The 19,459-nt window shown below is 61.6% G+C and carries 12 protein-coding genes and 1 pseudogene; 3 read left to right on the top strand and 10 right to left on the bottom strand.

Annotated features, from left to right (window positions below; genetic code table 11):
* Window positions 1-34: 34 nt before the first annotated feature.
* Window positions 35-763, bottom strand: coding sequence for a phosphoadenylyl-sulfate reductase (locus tag R3F07_05805; GenBank protein ID MEZ5275875.1), 729 nt, complete (start codon window positions 761-763; stop codon window positions 35-37).
* A gap of 482 nt (window positions 764-1,245) precedes the next feature.
* On the bottom strand, window positions 1,246-3,966 hold the full coding sequence (locus tag R3F07_05800) for a valine--tRNA ligase (GenBank protein ID MEZ5275874.1): 2,721 nt from the start codon (window positions 3,964-3,966) through the stop codon (window positions 1,246-1,248).
* 214 nt (window positions 3,967-4,180) lie between these two features.
* Here R3F07_05800 and glnD point away from each other — a divergent pair, with 214 nt between their 5' ends.
* The gene (glnD, locus tag R3F07_05795; GenBank protein MEZ5275873.1) at window positions 4,181-6,982 is read left to right on the top strand and encodes a [protein-PII] uridylyltransferase; all 2,802 of its coding nucleotides are present in this window, start codon (window positions 4,181-4,183) and stop codon (window positions 6,980-6,982) included.
* Between the two features lie 334 nt (window positions 6,983-7,316).
* Window positions 7,317-9,044 carry a GAF domain-containing protein gene (locus R3F07_05790; GenBank protein ID MEZ5275872.1) on the top strand — a complete coding sequence of 576 codons (1,728 nt, stop codon included), beginning with the start codon at window positions 7,317-7,319 and terminating at the stop codon, window positions 9,042-9,044.
* 150 nt (window positions 9,045-9,194) lie between these two features.
* On the opposite strand, the gene R3F07_05785 is transcribed toward R3F07_05790, so the two are convergent.
* From R3F07_05785 to purS, 6 genes are all read right to left on the bottom strand, one after another.
* Window positions 9,195-9,812: an HNH endonuclease gene (locus tag R3F07_05785; protein ID MEZ5275871.1), complete on the bottom strand. Its 618-nt coding sequence runs from the start codon at window positions 9,810-9,812 to the stop codon at window positions 9,195-9,197.
* Window positions 9,813-9,918: 106 nt separating this feature from the next.
* The gene (locus tag R3F07_05780; GenBank protein ID MEZ5275870.1) at window positions 9,919-11,019 is read right to left on the bottom strand and encodes an AIR synthase-related protein; all 1,101 of its coding nucleotides are present in this window, start codon (window positions 11,017-11,019) and stop codon (window positions 9,919-9,921) included.
* Window positions 11,020-11,032: 13 nt separating this feature from the next.
* Window positions 11,033-12,946: an amidophosphoribosyltransferase gene (locus R3F07_05775; GenBank protein ID MEZ5275869.1), complete on the bottom strand. Its 1,914-nt coding sequence runs from the start codon at window positions 12,944-12,946 to the stop codon at window positions 11,033-11,035.
* Window positions 12,943-15,264: a phosphoribosylformylglycinamidine synthase subunit PurL gene (purL, locus tag R3F07_05770; GenBank protein MEZ5275868.1), complete on the bottom strand. Its 2,322-nt coding sequence runs from the start codon at window positions 15,262-15,264 to the stop codon at window positions 12,943-12,945. Before purL ends, R3F07_05775 begins: the two co-directional genes overlap by 4 nt.
* 16 nt (window positions 15,265-15,280) lie before the next feature.
* Complete coding sequence (purQ, locus tag R3F07_05765) at window positions 15,281-15,988, bottom strand: phosphoribosylformylglycinamidine synthase subunit PurQ (protein ID MEZ5275867.1); 708 nt, start codon at window positions 15,986-15,988, stop codon at window positions 15,281-15,283.
* Between the two features lie 67 nt (window positions 15,989-16,055).
* Window positions 16,056-16,301 (bottom strand): phosphoribosylformylglycinamidine synthase subunit PurS, encoded by a 246-nt coding sequence (gene purS, locus R3F07_05760; GenBank protein ID MEZ5275866.1) that lies wholly within the window; start codon window positions 16,299-16,301, stop codon window positions 16,056-16,058.
* 230 nt (window positions 16,302-16,531) lie between these two features.
* Here purS and R3F07_05755 point away from each other — a divergent pair, with 230 nt between their 5' ends.
* Window positions 16,532-17,965, top strand: coding sequence for a sulfatase-like hydrolase/transferase (locus tag R3F07_05755; protein ID MEZ5275865.1), 1,434 nt, complete (start codon window positions 16,532-16,534; stop codon window positions 17,963-17,965).
* A gap of 126 nt (window positions 17,966-18,091) precedes the next feature.
* Here R3F07_05755 and R3F07_05750 read toward each other — a convergent pair whose 3' ends face one another.
* Window positions 18,092-19,066, bottom strand: a complete 975-nt coding sequence (locus R3F07_05750) for a site-specific tyrosine recombinase XerD (GenBank protein ID MEZ5275864.1) — start codon at window positions 19,064-19,066, stop codon at window positions 18,092-18,094.
* A 19-nt stretch (window positions 19,067-19,085) separates the two neighbouring features.
* Window positions 19,086-19,298, bottom strand: a pseudogene (infA, locus tag R3F07_05745) (translation initiation factor IF-1).
* Between the last annotated feature and the right edge of the window lie 161 nt (window positions 19,299-19,459).

The raw sequence follows: 19,459 nt of genomic DNA, 5'->3' as shown, positions 1-19,459 counted from the left end.
CAAGATCTCCGGAGCCGGGGCCCGCTTCGCCCACTCAGATCTGGAAATCGACCCGGCCGCTTTCCTCGTGGAGGCCGCACTCGCGCTTCAAGCCGTTGAAGCGGGTCTCCTCCTCGGACATTCCGTCGAGCAATCTGGTCGTGCTGTGCCAGTCGCCGACCGAGACATACCCGAGATCCCAGAGCGGATGGTAGGGCAGATCGTTCTCGACCAGGTAGCGGTGCATCCGGCGGGCATCCCAGTCGATGATCGGATGGATCTTGGTCATCCGGTTCTGTTTCTGCACGACCGGCAGGGCACTCCGGCTGGACGCCTGTTCGCGGCGCAATCCGGCCAGCCAGGCGGTCGCACCAAGCTCGCGCACGGCCCTTTCCATCGGCTCGACCTTGTTGATGAAATTGTAGCGCTTCAGACCCTTGATCCCGTGCTCCCAGAGGCGACCTTCCAGCGCCTCCTGCTCGGCCGCGGTGGTCAAAGGGACGAACTTGCGCAGGTTGAGATTCAGGCGATGGCCCAGATCGCGGGCAAAACGATAAGTCTCCGGGAAATGATAACCGGTATCGATGAAGATGACCGGGATCTTGGGAAGGAGCCGGGTGACCAGGTGCAGCATGACCGCCGAATGAACCCCGAAGCTGGTCGTCATGACGAGGCCGTCCCCAAAGGTATTCGCCGCCCACCCGATCCGCTCCTCCGCACTGGACGATTCCAGGTCGGGTGCGGTTTCCTGCGCGTCGGTATCCAGGGCTGATGCGTTCACCATTCTTATCTATACTACTTTAGGTTGTTAAGTAAAGATAAGAAATGACAACGTCGGTTGAGGAAAGGGAAGCCGGTTGTTCCGGGGGGGTGTGATTGCGAAAGTTGTCAATGGATCTGGTGTTGAGGGATTCTCAGGGCGGACGGCCCGGCGGTCCGTCCCTACCCGATCGACCTGAGGGTAGGGCGTAACCGCTGGGCGCGCCGTCGAAGCGCTGACAACTTCCGCAATTACACCCCCGTCCGGGATGGAAGGCGGGATGCTTTGGGTGGCCGATGCGGAGATTGGCCCTCCGAATGAATTGTGGCCGGATTCCTTGAGGCGCGCCAGCGGTCGCGCCCTACCCGAACGGATTGGAATGGAGTATCGAGTTCCATCCCGGCCTTGGAGGACGAAGGACCGGATGCCTCGAGGCGCGCTCCCGCTCAGCGGGATCGCGCCCTACCGGAACGGACTGGAATGGAGGATCGAAATGCCCGGGACTCCTACGCCCCCAGGCTTTTGAGGAGACGAGCCAGTTCGACTGCCTTGGACCGGTTGTCCTCCAGCTGTTTACGGGCACCGGCCACCACTTCCGGCGGAGCTTTGGCGGTGAACTTCTCGTTACCCAGGCGGGCTTCGGCCGAGGCGATGGCCTTTTCCAACTGGGCGAGCTCCTTGGTTAGGCGTTCCCGCTCGGCCCCGACATCCACTGATGAAGCCAGGTCCAGATAAAGGGTTCCAAACGGAGTGATCACCGCGGGCGCCGAATCCATTGATTCCGTCCGATTCAGCGTGGCCGCGCCCGCCATCCGTTCGATCTTCGCCCGATTGGCCTCGATGACCGCCCATTGGGTGTCGTCCGCCGCGACAAACAGGGCCACGTCCTTCCGGCTGGCCAGGTTGTAGTCGGCTTTCAGCGCCCGGGCCGAAGCGGTCATCGACTTGAGTCCGGTCACCTCGCCGGCGGCCGAAGGGTCCGGGCTCAGGCCGAGGGCCTCAAGGTCGAAATCGAGGACAGCGTCCTGGATGAAATCTCCTTCCGTTCCATAGCCCAGCTGATGCCAGAGCTCCTCGGTCACAAACGGGATGAACGGATGAAGGAGCAGGAGTGTCTGACGCAGCACCAGGTCCTGGACGGCAAGGGAATTGTCCCGGGTGGCCTTATTCTGCAGCTTGGCCTTGGACACCTCGACATACCAGTCGCAGAAGTCATTCCAGAAGAATGTGTAGAGAGCCTGAACCGCCCGGCTGAACTCGAAATCGGCGAAGGCGGCTCCGACCTCACCCGTCGCCCGGTTCAACTGGTCGAGGATGGCATGGTCGTCATTGTCGAAGAGCTCCCGGTCCAGCCGTCCGGCGATGGCGGCGAGTGAAGAATTGTCGCCGGCCGGCCCGGACAGGGTTCGGAAACGGCAGGCATTCCAGAGCTTGTTGCAGAAGTTGCGCCCACCCTCGATGCGTTCCTCGGCAAAGCGAATATCCTGGCCCTGGGGAGCCACCGAGAGAATGCCGAAGCGGAGTCCGTCCGCCCCGTATTTGCCGATCAGGTCGAGCGGATCCGGCGAATTGCCCAGCGACTTGGACATTTTCCGCCCCTGGGCATCGCGGACGATCCCGGTGAAATAGACATTGCGGAAGGGAATCCGGCGCTCGACCGGCTCTCCCGGACGGGCAAATTCGAGTCCGGCCATGATCATCCGTGCCACCCAGAAGAAGATGATTTCCGGCGCGGTCACCAACGTGTTGGTCGGATAAAAAGCCTCGAACCCGCGCTCGGCCTCCGCTTCCACGTCCGGCCAGCCGAGCGTCCCGATCGGCCAGAGCCAGGAGGAAGCCCAGGTATCGAGGACATCGTCTTCCTGCTCCCAGTTCTCAGGGTCATCGGGTCCGTCGACTGAGACATGGACCTTCGATGGGTCCTGCAGATCCTCTTCGGTCAGGGTCGCGCGGTCGGTTCCCTTGCGGTACCAGACGGGGATGCGCTGTCCCCACCAGAGCTGCCGGCTGATGCACCAATCCTGGATATTGTTGAGCCAGTGCAGGTAAACCTTGGACCAGCGTTCCGGATGGAACCGGATAAGCCCATCCTCCACCACCTTCTTGGCCTCCTCCACCCTCGGATAGCGCATCCACCACTGCCAGGTGAGGCGCGGCTCGATCGGTACATCGGCCCGTTCACTGAAACCGACATTGTTCTCGTAGGGCTCTTCGGCCACGAGCAAGCCGAGGTCTCGCAGTTTCTCCACCGCAAGCTTGCGCGCCTTGAAGCGGTCCATGCCGTCGAAATCCGGTCCGGCCAGATGGTTGAGGGTGCCGTCGGGATTGAGGACATCGACGACCGGGAGGCCATGCCGGCGACCGATGTCATAGTCGACCCGATCATGAGCCGGGGTCACCTTGAGCACGCCGGTGCCGAACTCGATGTCGATGGCTGAGTCCTCCACAATCGGAATGGCCTCGCGCGGAAACGGCCGCCAGACGTGCTTGCCGACCAACCCCCGGTAGCGTTCGTCCTGCGGGTGAACGGCCACCCCGGTATCGCCCATCAGGGTTTCGGGCCGGGTGGTCGAAATCTCAAGAAAACGTCCGGGCTCCTCAACCACCTCGTAGCGCATTTTGTAGAGCAGTCCCTTCTGAGGCTTCATGATGACCTCTTCATCCGAGAGGGCCGTCAGGGTGGCGGGACACCAGTTGACCATCCGCTTTCCGCGATAGATGCGGCCTGCCGCAAAGAGCTTGGAGAAAGCGGTCAGGACGGACCGGTTGTAATCCGGATCCATCGTAAAAACGGTCCGATCCCAATCGCAGGAGCACCCCATCGCCTTGAGCTGCTTGAGGATGATCCCGCCGTGTTTCTCCTGCCAGATCTTGGTCCGCTCGAGAAATGCGTCCCGACCGATATCCCAGCGGGTCTTGCCCTCATCCTTGCGCAGCTGGCGTTCGACCACCGAGTGGGTCGAGATACTGGCGTGGTCGGTGCCCGGGATCCAGCAGGCAGCCTTGCCCTCAAGGCGGGCCCGCCTGACAAGAACGTCCTGGATGCTGTTGTTGAGCACATGCCCGATATGGAGGACGCCGGTAACGTTGGGCGGCGGAATCACGATCGAATAAGGCTCCTTGCCGCTGTCGGCCCGTCCCTGGAAACACCTGGATTCAATCCAGGCCTGGTACCACCGGTCTTCAACCGAGGAAGGATCGTAGGTTTGAGAAAACTCCGCTGACATGATGAGTGGGTGTAGGTGGGCGCTGCGGTGCGCAAAAGGGGCCACCCTAGAGATCAGGCCCGTTTCAAGACAAGCGGATTCACCACGGGGGAACCTTCCTGTCCGGCCAAATGCGCCTTTCGCTTTGCCTTCCCGGCAAATCGGTCTGTCTTGAATAAAGGAATCGGAACCTGCTTTAATCCCGTTCCGCTCTCCGACCACTCCGACCAACTGAATGACCGTATCCACTCGAAAACCCGCAAGCCGGCGTCTCCGCCTGGATCCCGAGCTTCCAAAGGCCAAACGGCTCGCGGCCTGCAAGAAATACCTGAAATCGGAGACCGAGCATATCGTGACCCGGAACCGGGCCGGTGATTCCGGGATCAAGGTGGCTCGATTGCGCTCCAGTGTGATCGACAATATCCTGATCGAGCTCTGCGCCCACGCCGTCCAGGTCCACAAGGATACCTACGGCGAATCGGATATCCCGGTCACCCTGATCGCACTCGGAGGTTATGGTCGGGCCGAGTTGTCGCCCTTCAGCGACATCGACATCATGTTTCTGTATCCGGTCGGGATCAAACCGAAGAAGGTCAAGGAGCTTCAGCAGACCATGACCGACGAGATCCTCTACATTCTCTGGGATCTCGGCCTGAAAATCGGCCATTCCAGCCGTTCGGTCGAGGAGGCGTTTGCCGAGGCCCGCCGGGACATTCAGACGATGACGGCCCTGCTGGAATCGCGTTATATCACCGGAGACGAAGGCCTCTACACTTCATTCAGCAAGGCCTACCGGACCTTCTACCTGAAGGACAATCCGAAGGCCTATATCGCCAAACGCCTCGAGGATCAGGCCAGCCGACGCAGCCGGTTCGGGGACACGGTCTTCCTCCAGGAACCCGACATCAAGCGGGGAGTGGGAGGTCTCCGGGACTACCAGAATGCCCTCTGGATGGCCCGGGTCCGTCTCGGTTCCGATACGGTCGAGGCGCTGGAAGCCAGCAATTACCTGCACAAAAATGAGCTGAGTGATTTCGTTGCGGGCTACGACTACCTGCTTCGGGTGCGAAATACCCTGCATATCCTGAGCAAGCGGGCCAACGACGTCATGAACTTGGAAATGCAGCCCAAGGTGGCTTACCAGATGGGCTATACCCAGCGCGTGCTTCTGACCCGGGTCGAACACTTCATGCGCGCCTATTACGGTCACGCCCAGAACATTTACCGGATCTCAAAGATCCTGGAACACCGGCTGGCCCTGACCGCCCTCGACACCGCCGACCGCAAGGTTTCCTTCCGCGAAGTCATCCGTGCCCGACGCATGGATCGGACCAAGACGGTCGACGGATTCGTCCTGCGCGGCCGGGAACTGGCCTACGAGAATTCCAAGGTCTTTGAGAAGGATCCCCGACGACTCATCCGGATCTTCCGCCACGCCCAGGTCCTGAATGCGACCCTGGACTTCGACCTCGAGTCGCTGGTCCGGGAGTCACTTCCCGCTCTCAGCCAGGAGGTGATCGACTCTCCCGAAGCGGGCAAGGCCTTTCGGAGCATCCTCCAGACGCCGGGGCAGGTTTATCCGGCTCTCTTCCAGATGCATGAGCTCGGCGTCCTCGGGCGCCTCATTCCGGAATGGCAGGGGCTGACCTGCCTGGTCCAGCACGAATACTACCACCGGTACACCGCAGACATCCACACCCTGAACACCGTCCGGGAGTTGGACCTCGTCTTCACCAGCTCCGAACCGATCTACCAGAAATACCGGGAGGAACTGCGTGAGACCGAAGAACCCGACCTCCTCTACCTGATTCTTCTTCTGCACGACATCGGCAAGTCCGCCGGAATCAAGAATCACGCCGATGTCGGGGCCGATCTGGCCGGACCGATCATGTCCCGACTCCAGATCAAGAGCCCGGCTCAGAGTGTCGTTCGCTTTATTATCAAAAATCATCTGCTGATGGCACGATTTTGGCAGAAGTACGACCTGGATGATCCGAAGACGACCCAGTCCTTTGCCGAACAGATCCAGAATTCCACCCACCTGCGTCTGCTCTACGTGCACACCTTCTGTGATGCGCGGGGCACGGCTTCGTCTCTCTGGAACAGCTACAAGAACACCCTACACACCTCCCTCTTTCAGAATACCCTCGAATCGCTTACCCTCGGGGCGGATCTGGAGAAACGTCATGCGGAGCAACGCGAAATGACCCGACAAGAGCTGATCAGCCGAAAAATCCCCAATATCAGCGAAGAAGAAATCTCCGCTCATTTTCAACTGCTGCCGGAGCGTTACTTCATCCACACGGATATCGACGATGTGGCCCTCCACTTGCGGATGGTCCACGAATTGCTCAAGACCATCAGCGAAACCAACCATGTGGGCGCGCTCCATCCGGTCATCGATTGGGCGGACGATCTCGATCGTGGCTTCACTGTCGTCAACGTGGTCACCTGGGACCGGATCGGCCTCTTCTGCAAACTGGCCGGAGCCCTCAGTGTGGCCGGCCTGAGCATTCTCAGCGCCAAGGTCATTTCCCGGGCGGACCATATCGCCATCGACACCTTCTACGTCGTCGAGCCCGGACGGGGCGTCGTGCAGAACCAGTCCTCCCTTGAGAAATTCCGCAATACGGTGAAGCGGGCCCTCGTCGACAATCTCGATCTCTATCCCGAAATCGAATCCCAGGCCAAGAAGGTGGAATCGAGTATCCTGCGGGCTCCGGAGAATCTCATGCAATCGACGTTTCCGGCCACGGTTGACGTCTATCATGAACTCTCGCTCAAGCGAACGATCATCGAGGTGCAGTCGCCCGATCACATCGGTCTGCTCTACCGCCTCTCCAGCGCCATTTTCGCCCACGGTTTCGACATTTCCTTTGCCCGGATCAACACCGAACGCGGCGTCGCCGTGGACACTTTCTACATCGAAGACCAGGCCAAGTCGGACGAAGAAACCGACACCTCTCGCCTGGTCGAGCTGCGCGAGTCCCTCAATCTCATCGTTTCCCAGGAAGCCCCTGAAACCGTTCATTTCTGATCGGTTGCGATCAGGCGTTGCATCGATCGGTGCAGCCGCTTCGCCGTGTCGAAGTGCCGTCGAAACGTTCGGGAACGCCGACATGGCGGCGTTGCCAATCCTTCGTCGGCTTTCGACTTGGCAATGGGCGGCCGGCCCTCCCCGGTAACGGAGAGTTCCGGGAACCTCGGTTGGAGGGCGGTCCACTGGTTCGACCGGCTCACCACCCTGAGTCCATCGATGGGCCGGGCCGACGCATGGAGAATCCAGACGTCCATAATGTCGAAATTGGACTCCATGACTCATTGCACAAGTGCTTGCCGCGGCGAATGCTTCATGCTGAGTCTCTTGGCGAATGGGAACGATCGACCATGACAGCGACCGCAGCACTGCCTCCGGGTCGATCCTTCCAAGCCTTTACAGGATCAGCCGGTTGGGCGGGCATGCCACATCCCCGGAAGAGGCCTTCGAAACCATCATCGATGAAATTGTCGGGTTCTTCCGGGCCGACCGGGCATCGATCTGCCTGATCAACCCCGACACCCGTCTCCTTGAGCCCGAGGTCATCCGCGGCTACCCCGACGGACAGACCGAAGAAACCCACGAACCGGGACGAGGCGTTTCCGGCTGGGTCGTCTTTCACAACCGGCCGCTTCTCATCGGCGACTTCGACGACCCCGGCATACCTTACGTGGCTCCCCCGGGGGGTATCCGCTGCCGATTGAGCGTTCCCATGGACGACCGGGGACAGGTGCCCGGCGTCATCACGATCGACTCCAACACGCCGCACCGCTTCGGCAAAACCGAACTCGAAGACCTCATGGTGCTCAGTCTCGAGATCACCGCTGTCCTGCAACGCCTCTGGACGGTGGCTCAACTCAACGTCAAAGCCAGCCAACTCGAGATCCTCACCAATATCGGGCAGAGTCTCGTGACCAAGCTCGAACTCGACGAGCTTCTCTCAAGCCTCGCCCGGGAGACCCAGGAGATCGCCCAGAGCCGGCTCTGCACCATCCAACTCTACGACGCGCAAAACGAACGCGTCCGGCTCAAGACCAGCTATCCCGAAATCGTCGGGGAGGTTGGCAGCCGGGAATGGCCGATCCACGAAACCCTGGCCAGCGCCCCCATCCGGACCCGGAAGCAGATCGAGTTCCGCCGCCTGCAATCCCCCGATTACATGGAGATGGAGGACCGCCCCCCCGACCCCGTGATCGAGTCCGTTCTGAGCACGCCCATCCTTCTTGAAGAGGAAGTCATCGGGGTCATCCACATCTTCACCGACGGGACCCACCGCTTCACCAACGAGGAAAAGCGACTGCTGGTGGTTCTCGCGGGCCTCGCGGCCGTGGCGATCGAGAACGCGCGTCTCTATGCCCGGGTCTTTGAAACCGAGGAAAGCCTCCGGCGTAATGAGAAACTGACGACACTCGGCCTGCTGGCCGCCGAGATCGCCCACGAAATCCGCAACCCCCTGACCGTCCTGAAACTGCTCTTCGGCTCGCTCAACCTGAGCTTTCCCGAAGACGACCCGCGCACGACCGACGCCGGAATCATCAGGGAGAAGCTCAACCAGCTCGAATCGATCGTCGGCCGGGTCCTCTCCTTTGCCAAGGCACCCGGCAGTCTGCATGCCCGCTGGAACCTCGATGAAATCATCCGGGAAACCTGCCTCCTCATTCGCCTCAAGCTCCACCACTCCAAGATCCACATGCACTACAAGCCGCCCAAAACGGCTGTCATGGTCGATGCGAACAAGGGACAAATCCAGCAGGTCCTGCTCAATCTCCTCCTCAACGCAACCGAGGCGATGCCGGACGGCGGTGACATCACGATCCGCTGCACCCGGCAGAAGGATGAGCGGACCTCAACGGCCCTGGTCGATATCGAGGACACCGGAACCGGCATACCGGAAGCCATCCGGCCGGCTATTTTCAGTTCGTTCCTGAGCGGCCGGACGGAGGGCACCGGGCTGGGTCTCGCCATCGTGAAACGCATCATGCAGAGCCATCACGGTGACATCGCCCTCCTGAAATCCGATTCGCAGGGAACCACCATGCGCCTGTCCCTCCCGGCCCTGTGAGACCGGGGGGCGATGGTCCTTCGAAACACCCGGATTCTTCGAGGCGCGCCCGGCTGGTCACGCCCTACCCGAATCGGATGCCGTAGGGGCTTGCCACGCCCTTCAAGGCACGCCTGGCGCATTCCCCAAAAATCGGCAATCCACTGCCCCTCACTCCTTCAGCTCAACATTCCAGTAGGCGAGATCGAGGAAGTCCTTCCAATGTTCATGGCCGGGATGCTCGAGGACGAGGCTGATGACCGGACGCCACTTGGGCTTGGCCGGTTTGCGGTAAAGGCGCATCGAGGCCTCGTGGGGCAGTCGGTTGGCCTTCCGGGTATTGCAGACAATGCAGGAGCAGACCACGTTCTCCCAGGTCGTCCGACCGCCATAATGGCGCGGAATCACGTGGTCGAGATTCAGCTCCTTCCGCTCAAAAACCTTCCAGCAGTACTGACAGCGGTTGCGGTCGCGCTCGAAGACGTTGTTGCGGGTCAACTTCAGCTCCTTGCAGGGGAGCTTGTCAAAGACGCTCAGGAGAATGACCCGGGGAATGCGGATGGTGTGACGAACGGTATGGACGGCTTCCAGTCGGTCGACCGGCGGGTTCTCGCTCGAGAAATCGATCCAGTCGAGCATCGAGAAAACCCGATAATCCGCATCCGAAAGGTGCACGACCTGGGCATGGCCCCGGGCGAGGATGGCAAAGGCCCGATGGGCGCCGACGACATTGACCGCCTGCCAGAGGCGATTCAGGACCAAGACCGGTTGGGTGAGTACCCCGTCCATCTTGGAGAGAAACGGTTGAAGGGCCCCCCTGAACTGTCAAGCGCGGACACGAGGCGAACGTTCGACGTCGTTCGCATTTGAGACTGGAAATCCCGGATTTCCGGTCTCACCGCAGATTCAGGGAATCACCCTCGAAGACCAGCTCGAGTTCCGGGACGACAACCGCCTTGCGTCCACCTTCCTTACGGACCGTACCTGCCACCCAGGCGTCGTAACCGGCCGCGGTGGCCGCGGCCACCGTCTCTTCGGCCAGATCGGGCGCGACGTAGGCCGCAAAACCCACGCCCATGTTGAAGGTGGCGTAGGCTTCCTTGCGCTCGATCGGGCCGGTCTGCATGAGGAATTCGAAGAGGGCGGGAACCGGGCGCAGGGTGTGCAGGTCGTAGACAAACGGTTCATCGAGCCGCATGAGCTTGCGCCAGCCATGACCGGTCACGTGGGCCACATAATTCAGTTTGAGCCCGCGCTTCAGGCATTCCCGGACAAAGGCCACGTAAATGACAGACGGAGCCAGGAGGGCCTCCCCATAAAGCGATCCGTCAGGAAGTGGGGTCAGGTAGCCTTCCGGCAGCTTGTCCGCGATGGTTCGGCAGAGGGTCAATCCGTTTGTCTGCACCCCGGAAGAGGCGAGAAAGACGATGGCATCACCCTCGCGGATGTCACCGACGATCCGGGTCTCCTTGGGGGAAATGCGTCCGACGGCCGAGCCCGCCAGGAGAATGACCTCGGGATTGACCATCCCTTTCAAGGTCGGTGTCTCGCCACCGCCCCAGACCGCGGAGGCCAGCCGGCACCCTTCGGCAAAGCCCTCGACCAGTTCTGTCGCCCGTTCGGCATTCTCGAACCAGGCCGAATCGCCCACCGCCGCATGCATCGCGACCGAGATGGGCAAGGCTCCGCAGGTCACCAGATCGTTGACAATGGTCGCGACCGTATCGATGGCCACCGCCCGATAGTAGCAACGGCCGGTCAGCGCGTGCATGGCATCCGCCACCAGGTTCTTGGTCCCGAGGCCCTCCTCCACATGCGCCAGGTAGTGGTCGCCCGCCTCGATCAGGTAGGCACTCTCGCCCCGGGTCTCCTCCGGTTCACGGTAACCGTGCTTGGCCAGCTGGCCGATGGTCCCCCGCGCGGCGGCCTGGCAGGCACGCTTGAAGGCATCGAGCTGATCGTAACGGACACCGGATGATTCGTAGCTGAGTGACATGGCGGATCGGTTTTCAGTAGCTGCGGGCATCCGATTTCTCGAAGTAGTTGACGAATGCCTGGTTGACCACCCGGACACCGCCCGGCGTCGGATAATGACCGGTGAAGTACCAATCCCCGGTGGCATTGGGCAATGCGAGATTGAGATTCTCGATTGTCTGGTAGATGACGACGACCTCGCCCTTCCAGTCCAGGTCGGTCGGCGCCACCAGTTCGGCGATCTTGGCCGAAATCTCCTCGGGAGTGAACCCGTCGTAGAGACGGCGGACTTCGTTGCGCATCTGTTCCACCGGCAACTCAAGCTGCTCCAGGCAGGCGTGATAGACCTCCTTGATCAGACCGTCCTGCCCGCGCTCCTTCAGCAGGGCGATGGTCGCCTCGAATGCGATGAACTTGCCCAGCTCGGACATGTCGATCCCGTAACAGTCCGGGTAGCGGATCTGCGGTGCGGTCGAGGCGATGATGATGCGTCTGGGATTGAGCCGGGTCAGTATCCGGAGAATGGATTTGCGCAGGGTCGTCCCCCGGACGATGGAATCATCGACGCAGACCAGGCAGTCCTCCGGCCCGGCGATTCCGTAGGTGATGTCGTAGACGTGGGAAACCAGCTCGTTGCGCCACTTCTCCTGCCCGATGAAAGTTCGGAGCTTGATATCCTTGTGCGCGACTTTCTCCCCCCGCGGCCAGTTGCGCATGATGAGCTCGTCGATCATCTTCTCGTCGAGCGTGCCCTCTTTCGCCGCTCTCAGGATGGCCGTCCTGACCTCGCCGCGACGGCGCAGCCGGAGCGCTTCCATCAATCCGAAATAGGCGATTTCCGCCGTGTTCGGAATGAATCCGAACACCGCGTGCTCGAGATCGTGATCGATCGCCTCCATGACCTGCTCGACCAACCCGCCCCCCAGCGCTTTGCGTTCGGCGTAGATGGAGGCGTCGTTGCCGCGGGAGAAATAGATCCTCTCGAAGGAGCAGTTCTTCAACTCGCCCGGCTCCCGGAAGGTCTCGCGGCGCAGCTCGCCATTGCGTTTCATGACGAGGATCTGACCGGGAGGCACTTCGCGGACCTCCTCCAGATCCTTGTCGAAAACGGTCATGAGGGGAGCCCGTTCGGAGGCCACCGCAAAAACCTCGTCATCCTCAAAATAGAAAGCCGGGCGAATCCCGTTGGGATCACGAAGAACGAAGGCGTCTCCGTTGCCGACCGCTCCGATGATGGTATAGCCCCCGTCCCACTTGGTCGAGGCGGCCCGGATCACCGCCGCCGGATCGAGATCGTCCATCATCCGATTGGACAACTCCGCTCCCGCCATCCCGGAATCCCGGAGCCGGTGGTAGAGATCGTCATGCGCCTCATCGAGGAAGAAGCCCACCTTCTCGAGCAATGCCTGGGTATCGGTCTCAAAGATGGGGTGTTGTCCCATTGAGATCAGGCTCCGATTGAGCTCGGAGGTGTTGGTCATGTTGAAGTTGCCCGCCAGCATCAGGTTGCGGGTCGGCCAACTGCTTCGACGGAAAAACGGATGGCAGGCACTCTGGTTGTACCCGCCGGAGGTCCCGTAGCGCAGATGCCCGAGGTAGACCTCGGCCCCGAATTCGAAATGGGTTTTGACCGTGGCCGGGAATTCCGGGAAGACGACTCCGTCGCGGATGAGAGCCCGGTAATCATTCAGGAGTTCCCGGAAGATACGGTCCAGGGGGTTGGACTTGATGTTGCGTTCCCGGAACATGTAAGGCTCGCCCGGCGGCATGTTCAGTTTGACCGCCGCCACTCCCGCTCCGTCCTGGCCGCGGTTGTGCTGCTTCTCCATCAGGAGAAAGAGCTTGAAGAGTCCGTAGAGAGGAGTGCCGTACTTCTGAAAATAATAGTCGAGCGGCTGCTTCAGCCGCACCACGGCCACCCCGCACTCGTGCTTGAGATGATCGCTCATGTGTGGACCAGACCGGGGCGGGCCATCCGCTTCTCGATCGAGGTTTCCCAGCTTTCCTTCAGCTCGGCCACCGGCCACGAGACGGCCACCCCGCGTCCGTCAACCTCCACCGAGAGCTGCCCCCCGGACGTCACCTCACCGAGGAGCATCAGATCGACTCCCGACTTCGCCGCACCCGTCATCAGGCCATTCACAGACTCCGGTTTCACCGAGATGACGATACGGCCCTGGCTTTCGCCGTAAAGCACCGTATCCAACCGGCTCTCCCCGCCCGGACTAAGCCGGATCGCCATGCCGAGGCCCGGCGTCCGGAGGAGCATCTCGGTCAATGCGACGAGCAGGCCGCCCTCGGCCAGATCGTGCGCGGCCACGATCGACCCGGAATGAATCGCATCGAGGAGGAAGGCATTCTGACGCTTCTCCTTTTCCAGATCCACTTCCGGGGCACGCCCGGTTTTCAGACCGTGGATGATCTTCAGATACTGGCTGGCCCCCAATTCAACCGGCAGGCCGCCGATCAGGACCAGCTGCTCCCCCGCCTCCCGGCAGAATTGGCGGGTGATATGGTCCGCATCCTCGATCAGACCCATCACCGTGACAACCGGAGTCGGGTCGATCGCCCCCGCCTGGTTCTCATTGTAGAGGCTCACATTCCCGCCCACCACCGGTACATCGTAGGCCCGGCAGGCCTCGGCCAGTCCACGAACCGATTCGCGAAGGGTGTAGAAGACTTCGGGCTTGTTCGGGTTTCCGAAATTCAGGTTGTCGGTCATGGCCAGGGCCCGGGCACCGCTGCAGGCCAGATTCCGGACGCATTCGGCCATCGTGGCCATCCCGCCCCGATAAGGATCGAGGTAGCAGTAACGGCCGTTTCCGTCGTTGGCCATGGCAATGAATTTCTTCGTCTCGCCGAGGTGGACGCAGACCACGCCGGCATCGCTGCCCGGCTCCACCACGGTACCCGCCATGACCATATGGTCATACTGACGCCAGACCCAGGACTTCCCTCCAATCGTCGGATGGTCGAGCAAACGGCGCAGCGTGCTCTGCACGCCGGCCGCATCGAGATCGGCCAGACTGTCGGGCGACCAGGCGCGGGTCGTCGCCAGGTAGGCGGGTTCCCGGGCCTCGCGCTGATAAACCGGGGCTTCCTCGGTCAGTGACAGGGCGGGTATGTCCGCCACCACCACGCCCTTCTGGCGGACGACCATCCGGTCGCCGTCCATGACCTGGCCGACCTGGACCGCGTGCAGGTCCCACTTCTCGAAAACCGCCTCGATTTCGGCTTCGCGCCCCTTCTTCACGATGACGAGCATGCGCTCCTGGCTCTCCGAGAGCATGATCTCGTAGGAATTCATCCCGATCTCGCGCTGAGGGACGAGGTCGAGGTCGATCTCGATCCCGGTACGACCGCGGGCCGCCGTCTCGCAGGTCGAACAGGTCAGACCCGCCGCACCCATATCCTGGATACCGACGACCAGGTCGGGGATCTCCATCATTTCGAGGCAGGCCTCGAGGAGGAGTTTCTCCATGAAGGGATCGCCCTTCTGGACGGCCGGGCGGTCGGCCTGGCTTTCCTCGGTCAGTTCCCGCGAGGCGAAGCTGGCCCCGCCGAGTCCGTCGCGCCCGGTCGGGGCGCCCACGTAATAGACCGGGTTGCCCACCCCGGAGGCGGCTCCCCGTTTGATCTGGTCGTGCCGGAGAATGCCGAGGCATTGGGCGTTGACCAGCGGGTTTCCCTCGTAACAGGCGTCGAAATAGACGTCGCCCCCTATATTCGGAATCCCGATACAATTGCCGTAATGGGCGATTCCGGAGACGACCCCGCGCACGAGGTGGCGCACTTCCGCGCTCTCCAGCTCGCCGAATCGCAGGGAGTTGGTCAACAGGACCGGCCGCGCTCCCATGGTGAAGATGTCGCGAATGATGCCGCCGACGCCGGTGGCGGCGCCTTCGAAGGGTTCGACGTAGCTCGGGTGATTGTGGGACTCGATCTTGAAGGCGACCGCCCAACCTTCGCCGATGTCGATGACACCCGCATTTTCCTCGCCGGCCTTGACCAGGACCTTTCCGATCGGCGGATCCTTGTCGGCCTTCTCGGTCGGAAAGAGCTTCAGGACGGGTCGCGAATTCTTGTAGGAGCAATGCTCCGACCACATCACGCTGAAGATGCCCAGCTCGGTCAGGTTCGGTTCGCGGCCGAGGATGCGGACAATGGTCTGGTATTCCTCCGGCAGGAGCCCGTGCTTGGCAACCAGTTCGGGGGTGATCGCCTGATTGAGGAGGGGATCCGGATTGGGCGGAAGGGCGGAGCTCATTTCGTCGCGCGTGCGTTCAGACAGCGGAAGGGGCCGCGGCGGCGGCCGTGTCGAGGATGGCCCGAAGGACTTTCCGGCCGTCGATGGAAGGATGAAAGGTTTCGAAGGCGCGGTCGGGATGGGGCATCATTCCGAAGACGTTGCCGCGTTGGTTGCGGATGCCCGCAATCCCGCTGATCGATCCGTTGGGATTGGAACCGGGGCTCGGTTTACCTTCGGCATCCACGTAGCGGAGCAGGATCTGCCGGTTGCCCTCCAAACGGGCCAGGCCCTCCGGATCGATCCGGAAATTGCCCTCACCGTGCCCGATGGGCAGGCGGATGAGATGGCCGAGGGTCTTCCGGTTGAAATGCGGGGTCGAGTCCTCGACCGCCAGGTACGGCGTCATGCAACGGTATTCGAGGCAGCTGTTCCAGATGAGGGCTCCGGGCAGCAGGGAGGCCTCGCAGAGGATCTGAAATCCGTTGCAGATCCCGATGACAACCCCGCCGCGTTCGGCATAGGCCGCCACCGCCTTCATGATGGGGGAAAAGCGGGCGATCGCTCCACAGCGCAGATAGTCGCCGTAGGAAAAGCCGCCCGGAACGACGAGGACATCAATCTCGCCGAGAGCCTGGTCCTTGTGCCAGAGCATCCGGGCATCGACACCGAGCCCCCGGGTGAAGGCATGGACCGCGTCCTGATCGCAGTTGCTTCCCGGAAATTGAATAACGCCAACACTCATGAGTGACACCTCCACCAAGCCACGGCTGCCCGGGCAGGAAACTTGCGCGGGATGAGCAGCCGCAGGTTCACGACTCGACCAGTTCCCAGCGGTAATCCTCGATCACCGGGTTACTCAGGAGGTCGTGACAATATTGGTCCACGGACTTGGAGAATTCCGGACCGGGCTCACCATCGACCTCGATTTCGATCATTTTCCCGACCCGGACACTGCCGAGATTCTTCATGCCGAGACTCTCCAGGGCATGACCCACGGCCGCCCCCTGAGGGTCGAGAACGTTCTTTTTTGGTGTGACGAATACGACAACTTTCACAGGAGGAAAAAGCATTCATCACGGGTGAAAACCGGGAGGGGTCAAGGGAATTTGAAATTATGCTCACTTTGGTCATTTGAAGCAGGCCGGCGGAGGCTTTCGTGCCCGCGAAATCCCCTCCCGGAACAGATCCGGGGGCGGGTCAGGTGGGTTTCCGCCATCAGGTTTTTCAAAAAAAGGCCGTGAAGCCTTTCCAATCAGCGGCAAACCCGGGTAGAAAGACCGTCGCCATGACCGATTCCTCCGACTCCCGCCCCGACATCCTCCTGATCATGCCCGACCAGATGCGGGGCGACTGTCTCTCGCTGGAGGATCACCCGGTCCTGATGACCCCGAATATCGACGCGATCGGCCGGCAGGGCACCCACTTCACCCGGGCCTACACCAGTTGTCCGTCCTGCATTCCCGCCCGCCGGGCCCTCCTGACCGGTCTGCATCCCGCCCGCAACGGTCTGGTCGGCTACAAGGACGGCTGCCCGCTCCGCCATCCGACCTTTACCGAAAGGCTCCTTGAGCACGGCTACCGGACCACCCTCGTCGGCCGGCATATGCATCAACATCCTTACGACGAGCCCTACGGGTTCGAAGACCGCGTCTTCGCCTCCGGCTACATCGAGGATGATGACTACAGCAGGGACCTCGAAGCGGCTTTCCCTGGCCAGGGAGGGTTTCGCGGACACGGTCTCTCCAACAACGGATGGACAGCCCGTCCCTGGCAATTCCCCGATCCCTGGCACCCCACCAATTGGGTGGTCAACCGCGCCCGGGAAAAGATCAGGGAGGCTCCCGCCGACCGGCCCCATTGCATCACCGCCTCGTTTTTCGCGCCACACCCGCCGCTCCTGCCGCCGGCGTTCTACTTCGACCGCTACCGCAGGAGTGCCCTGCCGGATCGGGCCATCGGCTCCTGGGTCTCCAAGGCACCGGACGATCCCGCCCATGCCTCGGTCGACTCAAACCGGGTCGATCTTCAGGGCGAGGCTCTCCGTTCGGCCCAGGCCGGCTATTTCGGGTTGATCAATCACCTGGATGACCAGGTCCACAGCCTGGTTTTCGAGTTTCGAAAGCACTGCGCCAAGCGGGGGCGGCCCTGGGTCATCGTCTTCACTTCCGATCACGGCGAGATGCTCGGGGACCATCACCTCTTTCGCAAATGTGAACCCTACGAGGGCTCGGCCCGCATCCCTTTCCTCATTCAGGGCTCGCCGGAACTCGGCCTTGCCTGCGGACACCATCACCAGGGTCCGGTTTGCCTTGAGGACATCGGACCCACCCTGCTCGATCTGGCGGGGGCTCCCCAGGCGTCCGATCTGGACGGTCAAAGCCTGCTTCCCATTCTGCGAGGGGGCACTGTCTCTGTCCGCGCTCATCTTCATATCGAGCACTGCCGCTGCTACGATGCCGACCAGGCCTTTCACTGCCTGACCGATGGACGCTGGAAGTACATCTGGCGCCCGGAAACCGGAACCGAGCAACTTTTCGACCTGCAGAACGATCCCCGGGAGCTTTCCGATCTGGCGAAAGAAACCACCCACAGCAAAGAAACCGACCTCTGGCGCAACCGGCTGATCGCTCGGCTGACGGGTCGTCCCGAAGGTTTCAGCGATGGCGGCCGATTGACTCCCGGGCGCACCTATGTGGATGAGATGGGAGCGATGGTGTAACCACCTCGCCGGGTCAAAGGTCCAGGATCGAGGGTATACACGCCGACACAGCGGCGTGGCTACATTGAAACACGCCGACACAGCGGCGTGGCTACATTTCAAAACGGGAAATCGTGCTTCCCTTGTTCACTTCTTCTTTGAGCGTGGGTGAAAGGTCCCGTGCTGGTCGAGAAGCCTGCCGGTTTCGACCGCGGTGTAGATTTGCGTCGTGGCGATGTCGGCAGGGCCGAGCATTTCCTGACTGGCCCGCAGGTCCGCCCCCCCGCTCAGCAGGTGGGTCGCGAAGGAATGACGCAGGAGGTGGGGCTTGACTGTCTTGGTGATACCCGCATCCCGGGCATAGCCCTTGATCAGGTGCCAGATCGTCTTGCGGGAAAGCGGACTCCCCCGCTCGCTCAGGAAGAGATGGCTCCCCGTCCGGGCCTTCACAAAAAAGGGCCGGCCCGAGACTAGGTAGGCGTCGATCGCAACGACCGCCTGCCGGCCGACCGGGACGATCCGTTCCTTTGACCCTTTTCCCCTGACCCGGACCAGTCCGTGTTTGAGATCGATTTGCTGAAGGGTCAGATCGGCAATCTCGGATACACGGAGGCCGCTCGAATAGAGCAGTTCGAGAAGCGCGCGTCCCCGGACTCCGTACGCATCGACCGGGCGGGGTGCCCCGAGCAGGCGATCCACCTCATTGTACGTCAAGGTCTCCGGAACCCGCCGCCTTGCCCTGGGGCCGATGATCAGCTCCGTCATCTCGTCCGGACGGATCCCTTCCTTGACCAGGAAGCGGGCAAACCCACGGACCGCGGTCAGTTTGCGGGCCACGCTGGACACCGCGAAATCGCCGGCATCGAGGCCGTAGATCCAGTCGGTCAACTGCCCGGTGGTCACTGCCGGCCAGGAGGTCGCTCCGAGCTTCTGGAGATGGAGCGCGCACTGCTCGAGGTCGCGTCGATAGGCGTCGAGCGTGTTGCCGGAGAGCCCGCGCTCGAGATCGAGGTGGGCGAGATAGGACTCGATCGCCCGGCCGAGGCCGTCCGCCAGCGGAGACCTGCCGAGGTCTCCGTCCGGATCAGCGGCGGCGCGGGCCGTAGCTGCGGATCGGGGCATTCCGCTCGACGTTGACGTTGCGCAGGCGGTAGGTGATGCGGGCCTTGTCCATGTCGTAGGGACTCATTTCCATCTTAACCATGTCCCCGGCGGTGATCTTGATGAAGTGCTTGCGCAACTTTCCCGAGATATGGGCGAGCACGGTATGCCCGTTGGCCAACTCCACCCGGAACATCGTTCCCGGAAGAACCGTGACTATTTTGCCTTCAACCTCAATCGTATCATCCGCCATAAAAACATCAGCGACCCGCTTTAACAGTTTGCCCGGAAAGGGTTCCAAAGCAGCCGCAAGGGAGATGTCTCGCTCAGATCCCCCCTCAGAGTCAAGGCTTAAGAAGAATCAATGGTAAGGTGGCGTGCACCATCGCGATCCGGAAGTCTCGGATCCGGTCT

It is taken from the genome of Opitutaceae bacterium, from assembly GCA_041395105.1.
Lineage (GTDB): Bacteria > Verrucomicrobiota > Verrucomicrobiia > Opitutales > Opitutaceae > B12-G4.
The sequence above is the reverse complement of the archived record's forward strand: the minus strand, read 5'-3'. Positions and strand labels throughout refer to the sequence as shown.